The organism is Pannonibacter sp. Q-1 (genome assembly GCF_054073275.1).
On the sequence record NZ_JBSXNB010000001.1, the window covers coordinates 735,708 to 758,888 of the forward strand.

Annotated in this window: 23 protein-coding genes; 7 read left to right on the forward strand and 16 right to left on the reverse strand. The window is 63.9% G+C overall.

Going from position 1 to position 23,181, the window contains the following annotated elements; translation table 11 throughout:
* Positions 1–79 precede the first annotated feature (79 nt).
* From argB to ACVNHC_RS03395, 3 genes are all read left to right on the forward strand, one after another.
* Positions 80–967, forward strand: coding sequence for an acetylglutamate kinase (gene argB, locus ACVNHC_RS03385; RefSeq protein WP_050472185.1), 888 nt, complete (start codon positions 80–82; stop codon positions 965–967).
* On the forward strand, positions 964–1,710 hold the full coding sequence (locus ACVNHC_RS03390; RefSeq protein ID WP_122519258.1) for a pyrimidine 5'-nucleotidase: 747 nt from the start codon (positions 964–966) through the stop codon (positions 1,708–1,710). The genes argB and ACVNHC_RS03390 overlap by 4 nt, the downstream gene beginning before the upstream one ends.
* A gap of 92 nt (positions 1,711–1,802) precedes the next feature.
* Positions 1,803–2,678 carry a LysR substrate-binding domain-containing protein gene (locus ACVNHC_RS03395; RefSeq protein ID WP_019963384.1) on the forward strand — a complete coding sequence of 292 codons (876 nt, stop codon included), beginning with the start codon at positions 1,803–1,805 and terminating at the stop codon, positions 2,676–2,678.
* 3 nt (positions 2,679–2,681) lie between these two features.
* Here ACVNHC_RS03395 and ACVNHC_RS03400 read toward each other — a convergent pair whose 3' ends face one another.
* A complete protein-coding gene (locus tag ACVNHC_RS03400; protein ID WP_122519257.1) occupies positions 2,682–3,587 on the reverse strand; it encodes an EamA family transporter in 906 nt (301 codons plus the stop codon).
* Positions 3,588–3,762: 175 nt separating this feature from the next.
* On the opposite strand from ACVNHC_RS03400, the gene dapD reads away from it, so the two are divergent.
* Positions 3,763–4,611 carry a 2,3,4,5-tetrahydropyridine-2,6-dicarboxylate N-succinyltransferase gene (gene dapD / locus ACVNHC_RS03405; protein ID WP_186392177.1) on the forward strand — a complete coding sequence of 283 codons (849 nt, stop codon included), beginning with the start codon at positions 3,763–3,765 and terminating at the stop codon, positions 4,609–4,611.
* Between the two features lie 132 nt (positions 4,612–4,743).
* Here the strand turns inward: dapD and ACVNHC_RS03410 are convergent, their stop codons facing one another.
* The 3 genes from ACVNHC_RS03410 to ACVNHC_RS03420 all read right to left on the reverse strand — a co-directional run bounded on the left by ACVNHC_RS03410 (position 4,744) and on the right by ACVNHC_RS03420 (position 7,599).
* Entirely contained in the window at positions 4,744–5,418 is a 675-nt protein-coding gene (locus ACVNHC_RS03410) for a class I SAM-dependent methyltransferase (RefSeq protein WP_457166431.1), read from the reverse strand.
* A 436-nt stretch (positions 5,419–5,854) separates the two neighbouring features.
* A complete protein-coding gene (gene dapE / locus ACVNHC_RS03415) occupies positions 5,855–7,024 on the reverse strand; it encodes a succinyl-diaminopimelate desuccinylase (RefSeq protein WP_457166432.1) in 1,170 nt (389 codons plus the stop codon).
* A gap of 134 nt (positions 7,025–7,158) precedes the next feature.
* Complete coding sequence (locus tag ACVNHC_RS03420) at positions 7,159–7,599, reverse strand: DUF805 domain-containing protein (RefSeq protein WP_457166433.1); 441 nt, start codon at positions 7,597–7,599, stop codon at positions 7,159–7,161.
* 306 nt (positions 7,600–7,905) lie between these two features.
* Between ACVNHC_RS03420 and ACVNHC_RS03425 the strand changes: the two genes are divergently transcribed.
* Complete coding sequence (locus ACVNHC_RS03425) at positions 7,906–8,715, forward strand: DUF2189 domain-containing protein (protein WP_058898020.1); 810 nt, start codon at positions 7,906–7,908, stop codon at positions 8,713–8,715.
* Positions 8,716–9,211: 496 nt separating this feature from the next.
* Here ACVNHC_RS03425 and truA read toward each other — a convergent pair whose 3' ends face one another.
* From truA to def, 4 genes are all read right to left on the reverse strand, one after another.
* Entirely contained in the window at positions 9,212–10,027 is an 816-nt protein-coding gene (truA, locus tag ACVNHC_RS03430; RefSeq protein WP_058898021.1) for a tRNA pseudouridine(38-40) synthase TruA, read from the reverse strand.
* A 22-nt stretch (positions 10,028–10,049) separates the two neighbouring features.
* Positions 10,050–10,583: a GNAT family N-acetyltransferase gene (locus ACVNHC_RS03435; protein ID WP_058898022.1), complete on the reverse strand. Its 534-nt coding sequence runs from the start codon at positions 10,581–10,583 to the stop codon at positions 10,050–10,052.
* A 34-nt stretch (positions 10,584–10,617) separates the two neighbouring features.
* On the reverse strand, positions 10,618–11,556 hold the full coding sequence (fmt, locus tag ACVNHC_RS03440) for a methionyl-tRNA formyltransferase (protein ID WP_058898023.1): 939 nt from the start codon (positions 11,554–11,556) through the stop codon (positions 10,618–10,620).
* A 77-nt stretch (positions 11,557–11,633) separates the two neighbouring features.
* A complete protein-coding gene (gene def, locus ACVNHC_RS03445; RefSeq protein ID WP_058900533.1) occupies positions 11,634–12,152 on the reverse strand; it encodes a peptide deformylase in 519 nt (172 codons plus the stop codon).
* A gap of 151 nt (positions 12,153–12,303) precedes the next feature.
* Between def and ACVNHC_RS03450 the strand changes: the two genes are divergently transcribed.
* Positions 12,304–13,488 carry a DNA recombination protein RmuC gene (locus ACVNHC_RS03450; RefSeq protein ID WP_058898024.1) on the forward strand — a complete coding sequence of 395 codons (1,185 nt, stop codon included), beginning with the start codon at positions 12,304–12,306 and terminating at the stop codon, positions 13,486–13,488.
* Between the two features lie 276 nt (positions 13,489–13,764).
* Here ACVNHC_RS03450 and ACVNHC_RS03455 read toward each other — a convergent pair whose 3' ends face one another.
* From ACVNHC_RS03455 to ACVNHC_RS03465, 3 genes are all read right to left on the reverse strand, one after another.
* Positions 13,765–14,640: a C40 family peptidase gene (locus ACVNHC_RS03455; protein WP_058898025.1), complete on the reverse strand. Its 876-nt coding sequence runs from the start codon at positions 14,638–14,640 to the stop codon at positions 13,765–13,767.
* Positions 14,641–14,673: 33 nt separating this feature from the next.
* Positions 14,674–15,024, reverse strand: coding sequence for a MarR family transcriptional regulator (locus ACVNHC_RS03460; RefSeq protein WP_019963398.1), 351 nt, complete (start codon positions 15,022–15,024; stop codon positions 14,674–14,676).
* A 62-nt stretch (positions 15,025–15,086) separates the two neighbouring features.
* Entirely contained in the window at positions 15,087–16,484 is a 1,398-nt protein-coding gene (locus ACVNHC_RS03465; RefSeq protein WP_457166434.1) for a leucyl aminopeptidase family protein, read from the reverse strand.
* Positions 16,485–16,689: 205 nt separating this feature from the next.
* On the opposite strand from ACVNHC_RS03465, the gene ACVNHC_RS03470 reads away from it, so the two are divergent.
* Positions 16,690–17,499: a tetratricopeptide repeat protein gene (locus tag ACVNHC_RS03470; protein WP_244284659.1), complete on the forward strand. Its 810-nt coding sequence runs from the start codon at positions 16,690–16,692 to the stop codon at positions 17,497–17,499.
* Positions 17,500–17,526: 27 nt separating this feature from the next.
* Here the strand turns inward: ACVNHC_RS03470 and ACVNHC_RS03475 are convergent, their stop codons facing one another.
* The 5 genes from ACVNHC_RS03475 to ACVNHC_RS03495 all read right to left on the reverse strand — a co-directional run bounded on the left by ACVNHC_RS03475 (position 17,527) and on the right by ACVNHC_RS03495 (position 23,166).
* Positions 17,527–18,507, reverse strand: coding sequence for a type II secretion system F family protein (locus ACVNHC_RS03475; RefSeq protein ID WP_050472198.1), 981 nt, complete (start codon positions 18,505–18,507; stop codon positions 17,527–17,529).
* A gap of 9 nt (positions 18,508–18,516) precedes the next feature.
* A complete protein-coding gene (locus ACVNHC_RS03480) occupies positions 18,517–19,539 on the reverse strand; it encodes a type II secretion system F family protein (protein WP_050472199.1) in 1,023 nt (340 codons plus the stop codon).
* Positions 19,539–21,029, reverse strand: coding sequence for a CpaF family protein (locus tag ACVNHC_RS03485; protein WP_050472200.1), 1,491 nt, complete (start codon positions 21,027–21,029; stop codon positions 19,539–19,541). The genes ACVNHC_RS03480 and ACVNHC_RS03485 overlap by 1 nt, the downstream gene beginning before the upstream one ends.
* A 136-nt stretch (positions 21,030–21,165) precedes the next feature.
* A complete protein-coding gene (locus tag ACVNHC_RS03490) occupies positions 21,166–22,458 on the reverse strand; it encodes an AAA family ATPase (RefSeq protein WP_374630275.1) in 1,293 nt (430 codons plus the stop codon).
* 21 nt (positions 22,459–22,479) lie between these two features.
* On the reverse strand, positions 22,480–23,166 hold the full coding sequence (locus tag ACVNHC_RS03495) for a CpaD family pilus assembly protein (protein ID WP_082205859.1): 687 nt from the start codon (positions 23,164–23,166) through the stop codon (positions 22,480–22,482).
* Positions 23,167–23,181: the final 15 nt, after the last annotated feature.

A 23,181-nucleotide genomic window follows, 5' to 3' on the forward strand; every position in this document is an offset into this window, starting at 1 on the left:
ATAGACGCTGCAAGCCCTTGCTTCCGATCGAGGGCTTCCGCGCCTTTTCCCGCCACAGCAGCAGCGAGTGTTCCCGCCCATGAGCACCCCGGACTTCAGCAACAACGCCCATATCATCGCCCAGGCCCTGCCCTACATGCAGCGCTATGACAAGCGGCGTGTCGTGGTGAAGTACGGCGGCCATGCCATGGGCGATGCGGAACTGGGCAAGGCCTTTGCCCGTGACATCACCCTGCTGCGCCAGTCCGGCGTGCATCCGGTGGTCGTCCATGGCGGCGGCCCGCAGATCGGCAACATGCTGAAGCGCCTGAACATCGTCAGCGAGTTCCGCGGCGGCCTGCGCGTCACCGACAAGGCGACGGTGGAAATCGTCGAGATGGTGCTGGCCGGTTCGATCAACAAGGAAATCGTCCAGCTGATCAATGCCGAAGGCGGCCGTGCGGTCGGCCTGTGCGGCAAGGACGGCAATCTGGTGAAGGCCACCAAGCTGACGCGGACCGAAATGGACCCGGATTCCAACATCGAGAAGATCCTCGATCTCGGTTTTGTCGGCGAGCCTGCACATGTCAATCCGGTGATGCTGGAAATGATGCTGAAGGAAGACCTGATCCCCGTGGTGGCCCCCGTGGCGCCGGGCGAAGATGGCGAGACCTACAACATCAACGCCGACACTTTCGCCGGTGCCATCGCCGGTGCGCTGCATGCCTCGCGCCTGCTGTTCCTGACCGACGTGCCGGGCGTGCTCGACAAGGAAGGCAAGCTGATCAAGAACCTCACCGTTGCCCATGCGCGTGAGCTGATTGCCGATGGCACCATTTCCGGCGGCATGATCCCGAAGGTGGAAACCTGCATCGAGGCGCTGGACCGCGGCGTCGAGGGCGTGGTCATCCTTGATGGCAAGGTGAAGCACGCCGTCCTGCTGGAACTCTTCACCGACCGCGGCGCCGGGACCCTGATCAGCAAGTGACAGACACCATCCCCACACCGGGCGAGGGCCAGGGCGCCCATCGTCATGATCTTCGGGCCTTCACCGGTGTGGAGGCCTGGGTCTTTGATCTGGACAACACGCTCTATCCGGCGGAAATCGATCTGTTCTCGCAGATCGACATCCGCATCTCCGACTACATCGCAAAGCTGCTGGACATCGGCAAGGATGCCGCGCGGGCGAAGCAGAAGGAGTTCTACCGCGACTACGGCACCACGCTGCGCGGGCTGATGATGCAGCACAAGATCGATCCGGATGACTTCCTCGCCTATGTGCATGACATCGACTATTCGCCGGTGAAGCCCGACCCTGCGCTTGGCGCGGCGATCAGCCGTCTGCCGGGCCGCAAGTTCATCTTCACCAATGGCGACCGCCCCCATGCGGAGCGCACCGCTGCCGCGCTCGGGATCAGCGATCATTTCGAGGACATCTTCGACATCGTTGCCGCTGGCCTGCTGCCGAAGCCGAATCTTGAGACCTACCAGACCTTCATCGCCAAGACAGGCGTCTCGCCCGCCAGGGCGGCCATGTTCGAAGATCTGCCGCGCAATCTGCTGGTGCCGCACAAGCTCGGCATGCGCACGGCCCTGATCGTGCCGAAGGTGACACGCGAAGTCTTCCGCGAGGAGTGGGAGATGGAAGGTCAGGATGCCCCGCATATCGACTTCGTGACCGGCAATCTTGCCGGCTTCCTCGAAGGGGTTCTGGGCGCAATTGAAGCGTGAGGCACTGGACCGGGGGAGCTTCGCCGGTTTATTGATATAAACTCAATAATCCCGCAAGCCGCCCCGGTCTGCCGAACCCATTGTGTGAACCCATGGTCTCCCTGCGCGCCCTGCATGCCTTTGCACTTCTCGCCCGCAATGGCCGCGCCGCGCAGGCAGCGGACGACCTCGGTATTTCGCCTTCTGCCCTGTCACACCTCCTGCGCAAGCTGGAGAGCGAGCTGGGTGCCACGCTGGTGCTGCGCGACGGGCGCGGCCTGTCTCTCACCGAAGAGGGCAAGCGGCTGGCTGCCGGACTGGGTGATGCTTTTGACCGCATTGAATCCGCCGTTGACGGGTTCCGCCGCCGGGGCCGGACGGAACTGCGCATCAGCACCGTCTCCACCTTCGCCACCCGCTGGCTGATCCCGCGCCTGCCCCAGTTTCAGACCGCGCAGCCCGATGTGGAGCTGCTGCTTTCAGCCTCCACCCGCGTCGTCGACCTCGACCGGGAGAATTACGACTGCGCCATCCGGCTTGGCCGGGGTGACTGGCCGGGCATCGACGCCACGCTGCTGTGGCGCGAGCATCTGGCGGTTGCCATGGCGCCGCGCCTGATGCGCGAAGACGCTGGCCCGGACGCCGCCCTGCCCGGCCTCAAGCTGCTGCACAGCGCCTCCCGGCGTGACGACTGGTCCCGCTGGCTGGCCCATGCCGGGCTGAAGCTGCCCGACGCCAGCTCCGGCATGGTGCTGGAAAGCCGGGATCTTGCCATTCAGGCTGCCATCGCGGGCATGGGCGCCATCGTCATCGACCGGCGCTTCGTCATGCTGGAGCTGGCGGCCGGGCATCTCGTCATGCCCGACTGGCCGGTGCTGCAGCTCGACAGCGGCTACTGGTTTGTCCGCTCCCCCAACCGCCCGCTCTCCCGCCCCATCTCCGGCTTCCGCGACTGGCTGATCGGCACGTCTGCGGCGGATGCCGGGTAGTGATCAGGTACCGGACAGCAGCACCAGAATGGCGGCGACGATCAGCACGCAGCCGGTGATCTCGCGGCCATTGATGCGCTCCTTGAAGAAAAACCAGGAGGCGATGAGGGTGAAGACCAGTTCCACCTGCGCCAGTGCCCGCACATAGGCAACCTGCTGAAGCGTCATGGCGGTGAACCAGCCCGCAGATCCTGCGACACCGGCAAGCCCCACCCACACCGCCTGCCGCCAGTGGCGGATGGAGGCGGCCAGCTGGTCCGGCTCGCGCCAGACCATGTAGAGCCCCATGGCCACCGTCTGCATCAGGGTGACAACCGCAAGGCTGTAGGCGGCCTGCATCAGATAGCCGGGCCCTTCCAGCGACAGGGAGGCCATGCGGTACAGCGCCGCCGAGCCACCGAAGAAGGCGGCAGAGGCCAGACCAATGAGCGCCGGACGCCCGGCGAGCGAAGCCACGACCGCCCGGCCCGTCAGCGGCACCCGCGCCATGGAAATGAGGATCACGCCCGCAACGCCGATGCCGATGGCCGTTGCCGTCAGCCCGGTTACGTGCTCGCCAAGGATGACCACGCCGAAGATCGCCGCTTGCACCGGTTCCGTCTTGGAATAGGCCGTGCCGACCGCGAAGTTGCGGAAGGAAAAGAGGTGGACGAGCAGGAGTGTCGCGATGATCTGGGCGAGACCGCCGAGAGCCGCCGCCAGAAGGAAGCGGCCATTCATGTCCGGAAAAGGCATGCCGAAGGCCAGATGCAGCACCAGCACATAGGCAAGGGCAAAGGGGAAACCATAGGCGAATCGCACCAGCGTCGCCCCGCTGGTGCCAAGGCGGCCCTTCAGGTGCTTCTGCAGCGCCGAACGCAGGTTCTGGCAGAAGGCGGCAAAGAGAGTGATGGGAATCCAGAGTTCCATGAGAGGCGGCCTGCGGGCTTGAGAAGATGCGGGAGAAACCGTCCTCAATGTCGCCTGTTTGCGGCCTTTGCGCAGTTGAGCGCTTCTCAAGCCGCATGAACCATTGACTCAAGCCCCGCACCCGCCTTTTATCCGGCGAACCCTAACCGACCCCTTTGCGGAGCCGATCATTTCCATGTCGACCGATCTCGTGAAACTTGCCGCCACCATTGACGCCGCCTTTGAAGACCGCGCCAATATCGACACGCACACGACGGGTGACGTGCGTCAGGCCGTTGACACTGCCCTGAACCTGCTGGATCGCGGGCAGCTGCGCGTCGCCGAGAAGCAGGACGGCGGCTGGATCGTGAACCAGTGGGCCAAGAAGGCCGTGCTGCTCTCCTTCCGCCTCAACCCGATGGACGTCATCAAGGGCGGCCCCGGTGATGCGACCTGGTGGGACAAGGTGCCGTCCAAATTTGACGGCTGGCGCGGTGTGGACTTCGAGGAAGCCGGCTTCCGCGCCGTTCCGGGCGCCATCGTCCGCCGCTCGGCCTTCATCGGCAAGGGCGTGGTGCTGATGCCGTCCTTCGTCAACCTCGGCGCCCATGTGGGTGAAGGCACGATGGTGGACACCTGGGCCACCGTCGGCTCCTGCGCCCAGATCGGCAAGCATGTGCACCTGTCGGGCGGCGTCGGCATCGGCGGCGTGCTGGAGCCGCTGCAGGCAGGCCCCGTGATCATCGAGGACAACTGCTTCATCGGCGCCCGCTCGGAAGTCGTGGAAGGCGTGATCGTGCGTGAGGGCGCGGTGCTGTCCATGGGCGTCTTCATCGGCGCTTCCACCAAGATCATCGACCGCGCCACCGGCGAAGTCTTCATCGGTGAGGTTCCGGCCTATTCCGTCGTCGTGCCCGGCTCCATGCCCGGCAAGCCGCTGCCGGACGGCACCCCCGGCCCGAGCCTCTATTGCGCCGTGATCGTCAAGCGCGTCGACGCACAGACCCGCGCCAAGACCGCCATCAACGAGCTGCTGCGCGACTGATACCCGGTCCCATGAGGCGCTCGAGCCGTTTGAAGGCGTGATGCGTCAGCATCGAAAGCCTTTGACCGCACACGCAAAGCAAAAGCCCCCGCCGGAGGATGCTCTGGCGGGGGCTTCTTGTTTGCGGCGTTCTCAGCGCAGCGGCATATGCCGCACGGCGGTGAAGGACTTGGTGAGGCCGAAGAACTTTTCCTTCTCCATCACCGCATCGGGGAAGAGATAGCGCATCTGGCGCAAGTCCAGCATGCGGGCGTCTTCCAGCGAGGCCATGGCCTCGTCGAGATTCGCGGCCTTCGGATAGAAGCCCGTGGTCCGGGCCAGATGAATGCGGTAGCGCAGCGGGTCCGGCAGCCAGTGCAGGAACAGGCTGCGGGCATGCGGTTCAACCGGGAAGGAGAAGCTGGGCGTCTGGATCGCATAGCTGCGCGCCACACGGCCCGCCTCCCGCGCAAAGGCCTTCTTGTTGCTCCAGGAACCCACATGCTCGATGACCGAGTTGGAAAAGGCGAGGTCATAGGCCCCGTCTGCCACCCCGGCCAGGTCACAGGCATTGCCCTGCGTCATGCGCACGTTGGGCATGTCGGTGGTGTTGGGATCGCTGTCCGGAAACAGGTTGACGCAATCGACCGAGAGATGGGCGAAGTCGAGCTCGCTCTTCCACACATCCCAGAAGCCGCGCGTGCCGCCAAGATCGATGATCCGGCAGTGACCTTTCGCGGCGATATAATCATCAATGATGCGGGCAAGCGACTGCACACGCTTCTTGCGGAACGAATTCTGCGTGGAAACCGGCGATACATCGAGCAACGGACAACTCCCGGATCTGGGCACAGCAAAGGCTCTGCAGTCCCGGCCGGTGCCGGGACCCAATGACCGGGACTATGACAGGCTACTGATAATTGCCGATTAACGCGGGGGAAGAATGCACCGGCGTGATGGCAGGGCCTCTCCGCCCCCCTCCCCCTCAAGGGGGCAATGTTTACTTTGGACGCACGGAGGAAGATTAGGCCTTCGTTTTGCCGCAGCGCCTCTCTCCCCCCTTGAGGGGGAGATGTCAGCGCAAGCTGACAGAGGGGGGTAGCTGCGCTTCAATACGGCAGGATCTCTCTCATGAACGGACAGTCCGTTACCCCCCTCTGCCCCCTGCCGGGGGCATCTCCCCCTCAAGGGGGGAGAGGAACTGGAGCCTCACTGGAGTCCGTTGTAAACACTGCACCTCAAGGGAGCGGGGAAACGAGAGGCCTCAGCCAGCAAAATAGCTGTCGAGGAAGCGGCGGTAGACGGCGGCGAGCTGGTCGAGGTCGGCGACCGGGGTGCATTCGTCCACCTTGTGCATGGTCTGGCCGACAAGGCCGAATTCCACCACCGGGCAGTAGCTCTTGATGAAACGGGCATCGGAAGTGCCGCCGTTGGTGGACAGATCCGGGCGGCGGCCCGTCACAGCTTCCACCGCATCGGCCAGTGCCGTGATCAACGCATCATCACGGGTGAGGAAGGATTCGCCCGCATCGCGGCGGAAGTCGAGGCTGTAGCGCAGGCCGGGACGGGCCGCAGCCGCTAGTGTGTCCTGCAGCTTCGCCTTCAGGGCGTCCAGCGTCCACTCGTCGTTGAAGCGGATGTTGAAGCGCCCCTCGGCGCGGGCCGGGATGACGTTGAAGGCCGGGTTGCCCACATGCAGGTTGACGATTTCGAGGTTCGACGGCTCGAAGCGCTCGTTGCCTTCATCCAGCACCAGCGCATCCAGCGCGCTCATCAGCGCCAGCAGGCCGGGGATGGGGTTGTCAGCGAGTTGCGGATAGGCGGCATGGCCTTGGGTGCCTTCCACCGTGACGATGCCGGAGAGATAGCCGCGGCGGCCGATCTTGATGGCATCCCCCAGCGCTGCCGGATTGGTCGGCTCACCGACGATGCAGGCATCAAACACGTGCCCCTGCTCCTTCGCCCAGGCAAGAAGCTTCGACGTGCCGTTCACCGCCGGGCCCTCCTCGTCGCCGGTGATGAGGAAGGAAATGGTGCCGCCGAACGCCTTGCCGCGCGCTTCAATGAAGGCAAGAGCAGCGGCTGCGAAGGAGGCAATGCCGCCCTTCATGTCCACCGCGCCGCGCCCATAGAGCACGCCGTCGCGGATCTCGCCGCCGAAGGGATCATGCTGCCAGTCACTTTCCGCGCCTGCCGGCACCACATCCGTGTGGCCGGCAAAGACGAAATGCGGCGCGCCGCTGCCAATGGTGGCAAAGAGATTTTCCACGTCCGGCGTATCCGTGTCGGAGAAGGTGACGCGGGAGACGGTGAAGCCTGCCTCACCCAGCAGCTGCTCCAGAAACGCCAGCGCACCGCCTTCGGCGGGCGTGACGGAAGGGCAGCGAATGAGATCGCGGGCGATGGCGGCGGCGGGAGACAGAGCTTGGGTCATGACTGGAGTCCTGGAGTTTGTCAGGGAAAAGTGGGTACCGGTTTTCCCGAAAAGACAAACGAAAACAAAGAAATCTAGTGTCTGTCCGGTTAAGTCTCAACCGGGCAGACACTAGCCCCGCTTGGGGGCATGGGTCAATGCGTGCCGCTTCCGCGGCGGCGGTAATAGCTGTCGGGCTGCGGGCCGTAGCGGTTCGGCCCTTCGGCACTGGGCAGGAAGCCAAGCGTCAGCACCGCGAAGAAATTGATCACCGGCACGAAGGCCACCAGCGCAAAGAAGCCGGGCAGCCCCACATCCTGCAGCCGCTTGATCAGCAGCGCCATCTCGAACCAGGTGACCACGACGAACAGCACCGGAAACAGCGGGTTGGAGCCCATGAAGTCGCCGAAGGTGAGCGAGGCGAGGTCCACATCGCCCGGCAGCGACTTCATCCACATGTTGGCGGCGATGGCAATGATCACCCAGTTGAAGGCAAGCCCGTACCAATAGACCTTGCGCGACAGGCGGCCAATCGGGCTGAGCAGCAGCCAGCGGATGCCGGGGCTCAGCTGGGCAGGGGGAAGTCCGGAAACCATTGTTGCTCCAGCGGGTGAGGACAGGTCCTGACGTGGCAGGTACTGCGGCCTGCGGCGGGGATCAAGCAAAAGCAGCACCGCAACGCATATGTAATACCACCTCTCGCTGAGCTTGCCTCATCGAGAGGTGGTTAAGCCTGTGCGGCGCTTGAGCAATTTCAAGGCGTGATGCGTGAGCATCAAAAGCCTTGGTATAAGTGCAGATTAAAAAAATTTCGGCCCCTCCTACCGGAAAATACGATTGGCGGCTTGCGGTTTTCACGCCACTCTTCTTCGCAAACCATGCAATCGAGGGAGGAGATGGGTATGGAGGAAACGGGTAACGCCGCCCCGCAGGGAACAGCCTCACACAGGCCAGATCCCAAGGTGCGCAAGATCAGCACCGCCGACATCATCACCGCCCTTGGCAAGGGCCTGCGCGATTTCCGGCGGGCTCCGCAATTCGGCCTGTTCTTCGGCGGCATCTATGCCCTCGGCGGCATCCTCGTGCTGCTGACGGCCTCGGCCCTGCACATGAGCTATCTCAGCTATCCGCTGGCGGCGGGCTTTGCCCTCGTCGGGCCGTTCATTGCCTGCGGCCTTTATGAGGTAAGCCGGCGGCTGGAGCAGAACGAGCCGCTCACCTGGGGCGGCGTGCTCGGCGTCATCTGGGCCCAGCGCAGCCGGGAAATCGGCTGGATGGCCTTTGCCGTTCTGTTCGTGCTGATCATGTGGATGTATCAGGTGCGCCTGCTGCTGGCGCTGTTCCTCGGCTTCCAGTCCTTCGCCAGCTTCCCCGAGTTCATCGACACGGTGATCTCGACGCCGGAAGGGCTGATGTTCCTGCTCACCGGCCACATTGTCGGGGCCATCCTGTCGCTGCTGCTGTTCTCGCTGACGGTGATCTCCTTCCCGCTGCTGCTCGACCGGGACCGGGATTTCATCACCGCCATGATCACCAGTGTGCGCACCGTCGCCACCTCGCCCCTGCCGATGATCGGCTGGGGCATCGCGGTCACGCTGACGCTGATCGTCTCGATGATCCCCTCCTTCATGGGCCTCATCTTCACCCTGCCCATCCTCGGCCACACGACCTGGCACATCTACAGGATCGCGGTGGAGCCGGAGGCGGGATGAGAGGAAAGCGAGGGTCCGCCGTGTGTTGAGGGAGCTCAGGCGTCCTACCGGGTTCACACATCAGGTTCTGACGTCGACCGCAGTGATGCAACAGCTTTCCGGCAGGATGACTCCGCCCCCCTCCCCCTCGTGGGGAGGGGTAAGGGGTGGGGGGCTCTGAGCCTGCAAGGAGTTGAAAAGACGAACTTTTCCTGAAGAAGCTGGCGAGGAGAGACTGTCTATAATCAATGGATACCCTGCCAGCCGGAAAGGCTATCCCCCCACCCCTAACCCCTCCCCACCAGGGGGAGGGGGGCTGAAACGCTGTGCCGGAATGACCAGAAGGCAGGCTTTCCTCAAACCATGACCGGGAAGCCTGACTGGTTGTCCGTTGCAAACACGGCCCTCTTGCGGGGAGGGAGGCTGAAACTCTCTGTTGCGAACACGTTCGTCACCGCCACAAACCATCTGCAACTACCGTATGAACCTCACAGCAAAAGCCGATCAAAGCCCTCCGTCAAACTTCCCCGTCATCCTCCACCACCGCAGAGCGGGCGTGCCATTCGGCGTGGGAGGCGATGTCGGAGGCGGCGGGGCGGTAGTCGACGCGGGTGAGATAGAGCCCGTCAGGCGGCGCGACGGGGCCGCAGGCCTTGCGGTCGCGGGCCGCAAGGGCCTCGCGCACCGTATCTGCCGTCCAGCGCCCTTCCCCCACCAGCCGCAGGGTGCCCACCATGGAACGCACCTGATTGTGCAGGAAGGAGCGGGAGGAGCATTCCGCGATCACGAAGTCCCCTTCCCGGCGGACGCTGAAGGTCTCCAGCGTCTTTTCCGGGCTCTTCGCCTGACAGCGGGTGTGGCGGAAGGTGGTGAAGTCGTGGTGGCCGATGAAGACCTGGCTGGCCTCGTGCATGGCCTCCACATCCAGCGGCTGCTTCACGTGCCAGGCCAGCCCCTTTTCGAAGGTCAGCGGCGGCAGGCGGTTGAGGATGCGGTAGCGGTAGGCGCGGCGGATGGCGGAAAAGCGGGCGTCAAAGCCTTCATGCATCTTCTCGCAGGCAAGGATAGCGACCGGGTCCGGCTGGCAGTGGAAGTTCATCGCCCCCATCACGGTTTCGGCCGGCCAGTCCTTTTCGAGATCCACATGCGCCACCTGACCCGTGGCATGCACGCCCGTATCGGTGCGCCCGGCCCCGCCAATGGCAACCTCCTCACCGCTGAAGGCCTTGACGGCACGCTCCAGCACGGCCTGCACGGAAGGGCCATTGGCCTGCCGCTGCCAGCCGCAGAAGGGACGGCCGTCATATTCGATGGTCAGCTTGTAGCGGGGCATCGGCCTACTCGAATTTCCTGATCTATTCGAATTCCTGGAAGGGCGTAGCGAAGCTCACTTCCACCGGCAAATGCTCGCGCCCGGCATCCGTCAGCGCCAGCGCCATGAAGGCAGCCCCTGCATAGGGCGCCTGCACCTGCTTTGCCAGCTCAGCATCAAACCCGAAGCGCGGGTAATAGGCGGGCGGGCCCAGCACCAGAACGAGATCCTCGCCCTGCGACCGCAGTTCCTCGAGCCCGGCCGTGATCAGCGCCGAGCCGATCCCAAGCTTCTGTACCTCGGGCAATACGGAGACGGGAGCAAGGCAGGAGATCTGCAGCCGGTGGCCGGCGCCTGCCCCGGTCACCCGGCTGAAGGCAACATGGCCGAGAAGCCGTCCATCTTCACCTTGCGCCACCAGCTCCACCAGCAGCGCACCGCAGTGGCGCAGGTTATGAACCAGCCGGACTTCAGATTGCTGGCTGAAAGCGGCGCTGATGACACCGGCCACCTCCTGCTCGTCGGCCTGCGTGAGCGGGCGGACCGTGAAGGCGGGGCTGTTCTGCGCTGCAGTCATCACCGGATGCTCCCTCAATCTCAACAAACGCCGGTCAACCAACCCGCTCGCCGGCAGCGAGCTTGGCGCCGCGCTGGAACTCTTCGCCGCCCATCGGCTTCTTGCCGGCACGCTGCACGTTGACGAGGCGCACCGCGCCGTCGCCGCAGGCGATTACCGGCGCACCGTCCACGGACAGCACCTCGCCCGGTGCGCCCTGCCCTTCAGCCAGCGCCGAGCGCAGCACCTTCACCCGCTCGGCCGTGCCGGCAATCACCGGCTCGCACCATGCGCCGGGGAAGGGCGAGAGGCCGCGAATGTGATTGTGGACCTCGCGGGCAGGCCGCGTCCAGTCGATCCGCGTTTCAGCCTTGCTGAGCTTCTTCGCGTAGGTCACACCCTCTTCCGCCTGCGGCACCTGCACCAGCGCATTGCGCGACAGGGCGGCGAGCGCCCGCACGATCAGATCCCCGCCCAGCGCCGACAGACGGTCATGCAGGTCGCCTGCGGTCATGTCCGGGGTAATCGCCACGGTCTCGGACATGCAGACCGGGCCGGTGTCCAGCCCCTCTTCCATGCGCATCACCTGCACGGCGGTTTCCGTGTCGCCCGCCATGATCGCCCGGTTGATCGGGGCAGCCCCGCGCCAGCGCGGCAGAATGGAGGCGTGGATGTTGAGGCAGCCCTCACGCGGGGCATCCAGAATGGCCTTCGGCAGCAGCAGGCCATAGGCGACGACCACGGCCACATCCGCATCATGCCCGGCGAAGACGGCCTGCTCGTCCGCACCCTTGAGGCTGAGCGGGGTGAAGACCGGAATGCCCAGTGCTTCTGCCGCTTCATGCACAGGCGACTTCTTCAGCTCCATGCCACGACCGGCGGGGCGCGGCGGCTGGCTGTAGCAGGCCACCACGTCATGCCCCTGCCCCACGATTTCCATAAGGGCCGGCACGGAGAAATCGGGCGTACCCATGAAGACGATGCGAAGTGTCATGCGCTGCTTCCGAAAAACTGGGCGGGGCCGCGATGGCCCGGAAAATGCGAACGGCCCGCGATGGGCCGTCTGCCGTGTCAGGACTTGCCCGTGGTGCGGGCCTGTTTCTGGAACTTCTTCACCACCCGGTCGCGCTTCAGCTTCGACAGATAGTCGATGAAGAGCTTGCCGTTGAGATGGTCCAGCTCGTGCTGGATGCAGGTGGCCAGCAGCCCGTCTGCCAGAAGCTCCTGCTGCGCGCCTTCCCGGTTCTGGAAGGTCACGCGCACGGAGGCCGGGCGCTCCACGTCATCGTAATACTCGGGGATCGACAGGCAGCCTTCCTGATAGACGGACAGCTCCGGCGAGGACCAGACGATTTCCGGGTTGATGAAGACCATGGGCGCCTTCGGCTGGTCTTCCTTGGCCACGTCCAGCACGAAGATGCGCTGCAGCACCCCGATCTGGCTGGCGGCAAGGCCGATGCCCGGCGCCTCATACATGGTGTCCAGCATGTCGTCGGCCAGCTGGCGGATGTCATCGCCAACGGCAGTAACAGGCGCGCAGACCTGCCGCAGCACGGGATCGGGAAGGGTGATGATGGTGCGTTTCGTCATGTGATCCAGATAGGCAAAGGCGGTTAGCCGGTCAACGCGTTTCCGCAAGCTTTCGCATGCCGGAGCACCAGCTTTTGGTCTTCTGTGGCCTGCGCCGCGCCTGTGCAAGGCAGAGTCTGCGCCCAAGGCCGAATCGTTCTATGTTTGTTTCATGCAAGACACAGTTTTCACCTTCGGCACCCGACCCGTCAGCCTGCTGGAAGCCAGCGTTCTCGCCGCGCTTCTTTTGCTGGCTTTTATCACCCTTCTGGTGGTCAGCGCCCTGCGCCAGATCAAGGCACGGGCCACGAGCGAGGCCATTGCCGCAGACCGGATCGAGGATCTGGAGGAGCATCTGGCCCGGATGCTGCGCTCGCAGGGGGAAATTACCGGGCGCATGCAGACCATGGCCGAGGTGTTCTCCAGCCGGCAGGGTGACATGATGCGCGCCGTCAACGAGCGGCTGGATGGCATGGGTCACAAGCTGGGCCTCTCCATGGCCGACACCACCCGGCAGACCCATGACGGCCTGCGCCAGCTGCACGAGCGGCTGGCGGTGATCGACCGGGCACAGAAGACCATCACGGATCTCTCCGGTCAGGTGGGCCAGCTGCAGGCGATCCTTGCCAACAAGCAGACGCGCGGTGCCTTCGGGCAGGGGCGGATGGAAGCCATTATCCAGGACCAGCTGCCGCCGTCCGGTTACAGCTTTCAGGCCACACTTAGCAGCGGCTCACGGCCCGACTGTCTGGTGCACATGCCCAACGGCGCGCCGCCGCTCGCCATCGACGCCAAGTTTCCGCTGGAGGCCTTCAATCTCCTGCGCAAGGCCCAGTCTGAGGAGGAGCTGAAGCAGGCGCAGGCGCAGTTCCGGCGTGATTTCACCAAGCATATTCTGGACATCCGGGAGCGCTACCTCATCCCCGGCGAAACGCAGGATACCGCCTTCCTCTTCGTGCCATCGGAGAGCGTCTTTGCCGAACTCAACGAGAATTTCGAGGATCTGGTGCAGAAGGCCCACCGCGCCCGCGTGGTCATCGTCTCGCCGTCGCTGCTGATGCTGTCCATTCAGGTCATTCAGGCGGTGCTGCGCGATGCGCGCATGCGCGAGCAGGCGCATCTCATTCAGGCCGAAGTCGCACATTTGACCGCCGACATCGCCCGCCTCAACGACCGCACCGGCAAGCTGCAGGCGCATTTTGCACAGGCGAGCAAGGACATCGACCAGATCCTCATCTCCACCGACAAGATCTCCAAACGCGGCCGCAGGATCGAGGATCTGGATCTCGGCGAAGTGCGCGGCGAGGCTGCCACTTCCTCAGGGGAGCGTGTGCGGCTGATGGCGGGGGAGGAGTAGGAAGGGCTCCACCCGCCGGAAATAGCTGGTTCCAGGCCGGAAACTGGCTCTGAGTCACCCCGGCCAAGCGCAGCGTGAGCCGGGGGCTACTCGCTTGCAGAGAGATGCCGGTGTCCGGAGCTGCGCGGCAGACACCAGCCCGGTACACGCTTCTCCGCCGGGCTTCGGGGTTTCACCGCTCTGCGAGCGAGTGGTCCCCGGGTCTGCGCTTCGCTCCGCCCGGGGTGACCGCCTGAGTGAACTGGAAGGCAGCGCACCCCCGCAATCTCCATTCCCTCAAAGCCGCCGGATCGAGGTCAGCGCGCCGTATTCCTTGGCGCCGATGCGGGCAAGGGCGGCGTCGAGGGGTTCCTGCGAAACGGTCATGGTGTAACCGTTGGCATGGGTGAGGACGGTGGGGCTGCTGAGCACACCAACGTGACCGCGCCAGAACAGAAGATCTCCCCGCCGCAGATCCTGCGGCAGCGGGCCGCCTTCCGCGAAATCCAGAGGCACACCGGCTTCGGCTTCCTGCATGTCGCTGTCGCGCGGCAGGACATGTCCGGCATAAGACGCGCAAAGCTGGATCAGCGCCGAACAGTCGAGGCCGAGCGAGGACTTGCCGCCCCACAGATAGGGCGTGCCCAGAAGGCTTTCGGCAATCGCCACCCAATCCGGCTCGAAGCTGCCCACCGGCACCAGATGGCCTGCCACCACAGCCGAACCATCGGACAGAAGCGCATAGGCAAGACCGCGCGTTTCCGCCCGCCCCACGACACGCACCTTCGCACCGAGAGACAGGTGCCCCAGGGCCGGAAGCCGCAGGTCGGCGCCCGGATAGCGGAAGGTGCGCAGCGCCCGCACCACATGGGTGGCCTCTTCCACCGGCGCCAGCACATCGGAGGGAAGCCAGCCGACATAGCCGTCACCATCCAGCTGGCCCCAGGCCCAGCCCTCGGATGTGGTTTCATAGACCATGACCGTTTCGCCATGGAGCGCCTGTGTGTCCAGCCCGCAATCGGGGCGCGGCTCCTTGCGCAGCGCCACCACATCCGCCGCAAGGCGCATGCGCTCACCATCGGCAAAGCGGCGCGGGCTCACCCGTCCCTCATAGGCGCGAGCGGCAAGATCCGGGCGCACGGGATGGCGGCGGCGGTCGAGCGTGTCAGACATGGAGGGCCCTCAAAGCAAATCGAAGCAGGAAGATCAGCGCGGCAGTTCCTTGGCCTTTTCGGACACCAGATCGCCCAGCCGGTCAAGATAAAGCGCGCCGTCCACGGTGCGGGTGATGATGACGTTGCGCTTGTCGGCCTCGTCGCGTTTGCGCGAGAGAAGCCGCATGCTGCCGAGCGTGTCCAGCGCACGGGTAATGGCGGGCTTGGTCACGTTCAGCTTTGCCGCCAGCCCGCGCACCGTATGCGGAGGCGGCTCCAGATAGACCGTGAGCAGTATCGTCATCTGGCGGGCGGAGAGATCCTGCTCCCCGTCGCGCACCAGTTCCAGATTGACTTCATGCCACAGCCTGAGCGCCTGCGAGGCGCGGATCTCCACTGCCATGTAAGGCGCTTCTCCGAATCCTGTTCAGATCCGGAGAAGAGCACAAAATCGTTTCGGATGCGTTATTTACCTGCGCCGTAGCGCGCTTCCAGCAGGGAGAACAGCGCCCGGATCGCCTGTGCCTCACCGCCATAGGGCTTGCCGGGCCGCTCGATCGGTGTCCAGGCGAAGATATCGAAATGCGCCCAGGCTTTGGCTTTTGCAACGAAGCGGGACAGGAACAGCGCTGCCGTCACCGACCCGGCAAAGCCGCCGCCGGACTGGTTGACGTTGTTCATGTCGGCACACTTGCTGTCGAGATACTTCATGTAGGGCTGCCACAGCGGCAGGCGCCACAGCGGATCATTGACCTTTTCCGCGTGGGCCGCGACTTCGCCCGCAAGAGCTTCGTCAGCGGTGTAGAACGGCGGCAGATCCGGACCCAGCGCCACACGTGCCGCACCGGTCAGCGTTGCTATGTCGATCAGCAGATCCGGCTCTTCCTCATCGGCCAGCGTCAGCGCATCGGCCAGCACCAGGCGGCCTTCGGCATCCGTGTTGCCGATCTCGATGGTCAGGCCCTTGCGGCTGGGCAGGATGTCGCCGGGACGGAAGGAATTGCCCGAGACGGCATTTTCCACCGCCGGAATGAGCACGCGCAGGCGCACCGGCAGGCGCGCGTCCATGATCAGCGAAGCAAGGCCGAGCACATTGGCCGCACCGCCCATGTCCTTCTTCATCAGCAGCATGGAACTGGACGGTTTGATGTCGAGGCCGCCGGTGTCGAACACCACGCCCTTGCCCACCAGCGTGATCTTGGGATGGCTTTCCTCGCCCCAGCAGCAATCGATGAGGCGCGGCGCCCGCGGGCTGGCGCGGCCCACCGCATGGATCATCGGAAAGCCCTCCTCCAGCAGTGCATCCCCGCTGATGACGCGCGATGCCCCGTCATGGGCGCTGAACAGGGCGCGGGCAGCGCCTTCCAGCTCGTCCGGCCCCATATCATTTGCGGGCGTATTGACCAGATCACGGGCCAGCGACACGGCACGCACGATCCGGGCCACACGGCTCAGCACCGCCTCATCCGCAATGCGGAAACGCGGCAAAGGCTTGGGCACTTCAGAGCGGTACCGGGCGAACTGGTAGGCGGTCAGGCCGATCGCGACAAGCGCCGTCTCCGCATCCGGGAAACCTTCGGCCAGCACGTAATCCCCTTCCGGCAAGGCATTTGCCAGTGCGCCCGGCGCAAAGGGATCGATCAGGCCAGTGTCACCAAAGCCGAAGAGGACCGCAGCCTGGGTGCCATCCGTGGCCGGAACCAGCAGGATGGATCCGGCAGATGCCTTGTAACCCTGCAGGCTGGCCCATGCCTCCGCGGTCCCGCCAATCCGGGCCAGAACATCGGGCAAGGTGGCCGGAGTTACGGCCTCGACAGGCACGGGCGTCAGGCTCGCATCGCTTGGCAGAAGAGCATGGGGCATGTTCATTTCCTTCCAATGTTCCTCAGGATTAGCACAAGTGGTAATGCTCCGGGCCGATTAATGCAATCACGTGCAAATGCTTCCAGACATTAAGCTTTCGCAATCTGCGGCAGGTTAACCATGCATTAGGGTTAACAAGCTATTTCTGTCATCTGGTCAAATCGGCAGACCTCGCCGCAAGAGCAGGTTGCACAGGGAGCTGGTCATGGAACAGGCTGGGAAACTCCGGACAGGGTATCGCGCCGCAAAGGCTGGCCGCATTGCCATGGCCGCGCTCGCCGTGGTCCTGGCCGCGGGCTGCAACTCCACCCGGCAGCAGACCGGCACGAATTCCACGGCCGCAGCGCGCGCCTTCGTGCAGCCAGGGTCCGCTGAAGCGATGCGCGAAGTCTCGGCCTGGGCCAGCGCCTATCAGCGCAGCCCGGACGACCGGCAGGTGATCATCGGCTATGCCAATGCCCTGCGCCGCAACGGGCAGATCGAGCAATCCATGGCCGTGCTGCGCAATGCCATCATCAAGCATGGCTCGGACCGGGACATCGCTTCGGCCTATGGCAAGATCCTCGCCATGAACGGCAACCTGCAGGAAGCGCTGAATGTGCTGCAGAATGCCCAGACCCCAGCCACACCTGACTGGCGCCTGCTTTCGGCGGAAGGCGCGGTGCATGACCAGATGGGCAATCCGCAGCGGGCACGGGCACTCTACAATCAGGCGCTGAAGATCGTGCCGGAAGAGCCGACTGTGCTCAACAATCTGGGACTTTCCTTCCTTCTGGCCGGTCAGGCACCGGATGCGGAATATTATCTGCGCCGTGCAGCCGCGAGCCCGCGTGCCGACAGCCGCATCCGCCAGAACCTTGCGCTGGCGCTGGGGCTGCAGGGCAAATTCGCCGAGGCCCAGCAGGTCGCGCTCAATGAGCTGGACCCGCAGCAGGCTGAGGCCAACATCGCCTATCTGCGCGCCGTCCTCGCTGCCCAGAGCCCGCGGCAGGGCAAGCCCCAGAGACAGGGCTGAGCGGCAAGGCTGAGCGGCACTGCAATCTCAGCGGAAGGTTGCCATCACCTGCATGACCGCAGGCCCCATGATCACGGCAAACAGAACCGGCAGAAAGAAGATGATCATCGGCACGGTCAGCTTCGGCGGCAGGGAGGCTGCCCGCTTCTCCGCCTCCTGCATGCGCTGTTCGCGCACATCATCGGACATGACCCGCAAGGCCTGACCAACCGGCGTGCCGTAACGCTCGGCCTGAATGAGCGCCATGGTGACGTTCTTCACCGCCGGAACGCCTGTGCGGGCCGCCAGATTGAGATAGGCCTGGCGCCGCTCCTGCAGGAACGACAGTTCGGCATTGGTGAGGGTCAATTCTTCGGCAAGCGGCACCGACTGGACCCCGATCTCCTCTGCCACCCGGCGGAAAGCCGCCTCGATGGACATGCCGGATTCCACGCAGATGAGCATCAGATCCAGCGCATCCGGCCAGGCACGGCGGATGGACAGCTGCCGTTTGGAGATGACATTCTGCACATAGAGATTGGGGAGAAAGGCGCCGACCCCGCCGGCAAAGAGCGCAATGCACAGTTTGGTCAAGGGCGGAAGAGACGGCGGCATGACCGCAAAGCCGTAAAAAAGCACCAGCACGAAGAGCACCAGCGGCACTACAAGCCTGGACAGCACGAAGGTATAAAGCGGCGCAGGCCCCCGGAAACCGGCCATGCGCAGCTTGTTGTTCGTCTGCTCGTCGGCAAAGGCCGTCTTGAGATTGAGCCTGTCCACCAGATTGCGGACCCGGTCCTTCGGCTGATTGCGCAAGGAGACCCGGGCCTCGGCCTTCTCGGTGGCAAGGCGGGCTCTTTCACGGGCGCGCATCTTCTCACGCTCGAGCGCAACCGACTTCATCCGGCTCTTCAGGCCATCGCGCTCCAGCACCGGCAGGACCAAGGCAAACACGGTCCCTGCGACCGCAACCATCGTGAGCGCGGCGATGAGGAACTGGGAGTCGAGGAAGAAGCCGAAAAACGTCATGCCTTCCCCCTAGAAATCGAAATTGATCATTTTGCGCATGACGAGCACTCCGATGAGCATCCAGACAGCACTGCCCGCAAGAATGTAATGCCCCCCTGTCGTGGTGAAGAGAAGAATGATGTATTTGGGAGCAACCGTATAAAGGATAAGCGTAACGATAATCGGCAAAGAACCGATAATGGCCGCGGAGGATTTCGCCTCCGCGCTAAGAGCCTTGATCTTGCCTTTCAGCGTCTTGCGGCTGCGCAGAACCTTGGCGAGATTGCTGAGTGCCTCAGACAGACCGCCACCGGCCTGCTGCTGAATGGCAACGACGATCGCAAAGAAGTTGGCTTCCGGCAGAGGAATACGGTCCGGCATACGGGCAACGGCATCCGTCAAGGATATGCCCATGACCTGGGCCTCGACGATCTTGCGGAACTCGGTCGCCACCGGTTCCCGCGATTCCGCAGCCACGATGCGGATGCAGTCAGTCAACGGAAGCCCGGCCCGGACGCCGCGCACAATAATGTCCACGGCGTTGGGCAACTCGTCGATGAAGTTGTTCAGGCGCCGTTTGCGCCGCATGTTGAGATAGAAGCGCGGCACGCCCAGAGCGCCGACAAAGCCGAGAGCCAGGGCGATCAGCAGCGATCCACCCGAGATGATCAGCCCCAGGAACAGCAAAACTGCGGCGCATGCGGCGCTGAAATACAGGAAATGCTTGCGCTCCCAGTCGAGCCCCGCCTGTTCCATCCGCGCGGCAAGCGTCAGGCTGCTGGCTTTCTTCTGCCGCGCCTTTTGCTTGTCCTCGAATTCCTTGAGCTGGTCCTGCACCGATTTGCGGCGGCGGTCCGCGTCGCGCTGCGGACGGCGGTCGGCAGCAATCACGTCCCGCGCGGCGATGGTCTCAAGGCGTTCCTTGCTCTTGCGTGATCCGTTGAGCAGCGGTTCCAGCAGCACATAGAGGATGCCGCCGATGCTGAAGGCAACCAGCAGCGCTGCCGCCAGATTGGCCGTCTCCGGGCTCAGGGTGATGCCAAAGATCTCCATCAGCCCATCTCCGGCGCTTCGGAGGCATCAAGTGCCGCAGCCAGCCGCTGTTCCTCGCCGTAATAACGGGCACGGTCCCAGAACCGCGGACGGCCAATGCCAGTGGACCGGTGGCGGCCGAGAATGCGGCCCTGCGCATCTTCGCCCAGGATGTCGTACAGGAAGATGTCCTGCGTGATGATCACATCGCCTTCCATGCCCATCACCTCGGTGACGTGGGTGATGCGGCGGGACCCATCACGCAGGCGCGCGGCCTGCACGACCACGTCGACGGAAGATACAATCATCTCGCGCAGGGTTTTGGAGGGCAGCGAGAAGCCGCCCATGGTGATCATCGACTCAAGACGCGACAGGGCTTCACGCGGCGAGTTGGCGTGCAGCGTGCCCATCGAGCCGTCATGACCGGTGTTCATGGCCTGCAGCAGATCGAAAGCCTCCGGTCCGCGCACTTCGCCGACGATGATGCGTTCCGGGCGCATGCGCAGGCAGTTCTTGACGAGATCACGCATGGTGACTTCGCCTTCCCCTTCAAGGTTCGGTGGCCGGGTTTCAAGCCGGACCACATGCGGCTGCTGCAGCTGCAGTTCGGCCGAGTCTTCGCATGTGATGATGCGTTCGGACGTGTCGATATAGGCGGTGAGACAGTTCAGCAGCGTCGTCTTGCCCGAGCCCGTGCCCCCCGAGACCAGCACGTTGCAGCGCGAGCGGCCGATGATCTGCAGCACCACAGCGCCTTCCGCCGAGATCGAGCCGTAGCGGACAAGCTGGTCGAGCGTCAGCTTGTCACGCTTGAACTTGCGGATGGTGAGAGCCGGCCCGTCAATGGCAAGCGGCGGCGCAATGACGTTGACGCGCGAGCCATCCGGCAGGCGGGCGTCGCAGATCGGGCTCGATTCATCGACGCGGCGGCCCACCTGGCTGACGATCCGCTGGCAGATGTTCATCAGCTGCGCATTGTCGCGGAAGGCAATGCCCGTCTTCTGCATCTTGCCGCCGGTTTCGATGTAGACCGTATGGGCGCCATTGACCATGATGTCGGCAATGTCGTCACGTGCCAGCAGCGGCTCCAGCGGCCCGTAGCCCAGAACGTCGTTGCAAATGTCCTCCAGCAGGTCTTCCTGCTCGGAAATGGACATGACCACGTTCTTCAGCGCGATGATGTCATTCACCACATCGCGGATTTCATCGCGCGCATCTTCCGGCCCGAGACGGCTCAGCTGCGACAGGTCGATCGCTTCAACGAGTGCGCTGAAAATGGCTGCCTTCGTGGCGTAATATTCAGGTGAGCGCTTGCGCAGGCGGTCTTCCGCCGGCGGCTCTGCTGGCGGAGGAGAGGCCTGCGCAGCAGGTCTTGCAGCCGCAGCAGGAACATCCCGCAGATCATTGATCAGCTGAGCAGCCTGATCCGGCGCACGCGAAGCCGGTGCCGCCGGACGGATCTGACCGCCCTGCTCCGTTCCGCTTGTTGGGGTACCGCGCCTGCCAAACATCTGCAGCTCTTGCTCCTGATACCAAGGCCCTGAGATGCTGGCGCATCTCGCCTTGAATGTGCTCATGCGCCGCAAGGGCTTGACCATCTCTCAAAGAGCCAGGCTCATCGACAGATGGTGTAAGGCCTTCAGGCCATTACTTGCCCTTCCTGAGCAGATCCATAAGGGCCGCCACCGGCGAGCGCCGGCCCCGCTTGATTTCACCCCGGCCCGATACGGTATGGGCGATCTGCGAAATCAGGTCATTCACCGCGTGGCGGGAATCCAGTTCACCAATCATCTGCCCGTTGTTGGCCGCGGTTCCGAACAGATGCGGATCAAAGGGAATGGCTGCCAGAACCGGGAGATTGAGCGCCTTGGCAAATTCTTCCGGCTTGATTTCAGGCCGCTTCGGCATGCCGACCCGGTTCAGCACCAGATGGGGCGGATGGTCGTTGGGACGCATCTGCCGCAGCGTATCGACCAGGTTCTTGGCATTGCGCAGGTTTGCCAGGTCCGGTTCGGCCACCATCACAACATCGTCGGAAATCTGCAGCAGATGACGGACCCAGTTGTTCCAGGCATGGGGCAGATCCAGCACAATGGCAGGCGTGCCCTGCCGCATCACATCCACCAGCGGATCAAACGAGGTCTCTGAGTAGTCGTAGCCGCGCTCCAGCGATGCGGGTGCAGCCAGCAGACTGAGGTGATCCGTGCAGCGCGACAGGATGCGGTCAAGAAAGGTCTCATCCAGCCGCTCTGGCGCGGAGACGGCTTCATAGACCCCCTGGAGCGGGTCCTGATTGTAGTCAAGCCCGGCCGTTCCAAACGGCAGGTCGAGGTCGGCCAGCACAACTTCGCTTCCAAAGGAGCGCGCGAGATTCCAGGCGACATTATGGGACAGTGTCGAGGATCCGCATCCGCCCTTGACGCCGAAAAAGGCCATGGTCCGGCCCAGCGGTTCGGACTGGGGATCGCTGTAGAGCGCACCAGCCGCGCCGATGATCTGCAGGATCGTAACGGGCGCCACGAGATACTCGCTGACACCGCGCTGGATCAGGTCACGGTAGAGCGCCACATCATTGATGTGCCCTATGACGATCACCTTGGTGCCGGTGTCACAATACTCGGCCAGCCGGTCCAGATCCGCGACAAGGCTCTGCTGGCTCGCACCGCATTCGATGATGATCAGATTTGGCGTCGGAGCCTGTGAAAAATGCTCGATTGCCGCCTGGATGCCACCCATGTGCACCTTCAGGTGCGCCTTGGTCATGCGGCGGTCTTCACCGGCAGCCTCAATGGTGCGCGCCGTATCCGCGTCCATGCAGAAGGCCTGCACGGAAATGCGCGGCACCGGGCGGATATCCGGCACAGGCTTGTAGGAAGCCTCGCTGGCATAGCCATCTTCTGGTTCCTGCATGACCCAATTCTGGCCGCTTGCATTGCTCATGCCGCCCTCCTCGCCATGCCCTCAGTTTTTGCCCACGCCGGAGACATTGGCACCGGTACCTTCCTTGTATTCCGCCGCCGTCTGCTCGCCCTTGCGGTATTTCTCGAGCACGACTCCGCGCCTGTTCTGATCCGAAGCCCCAATCGCGCGCGGGCCCATGAGGTCCGCCGGATTGGCGACCATGGCGGCAAGATTGGACTGCGTTGCGCAGCCGAAATCGTAATAGTCGTTGTTGGGACCGATGGTGCTGGCGATATTGTCCGGCCAGGTACCACAGGGCCCGGTGGACGCCTTCACCCGGGCGTAGGACAAGCGGACCGGGGTCGAGATCCGCGCATCTGCGACGCCATAGCTGCGGACCTGCACGTTCCGCTGCGCCACACCGCCCTGGACAAGCGCTGCCCGGATTTGCGGCACCACGGTGCTTGCAGCAATCTCATTGGCCGAGCCGGACGGCACCAGCACTTCGACCGTTGACGCGCCCGACGCGCGCGCTTCGGCCCCATACTGGGCGATGCGGGCAGAGTAATCACGGCCAAGATTGCGGGTTGAGGCCGCCAGCGGAATGTCGAGAACCTCCGCCTGCTCGGTGATCATGATCGGATGCCTGACCCGGTAGTCGTTGGATGCCATGACAGCGGGCGTGGGCTGGGTCTGACAGCCGGCCAGAACCGCTGCGGCACAAACGAGAAAGGCAGCTTTTCCCATCAAGGTGCGCTTGGC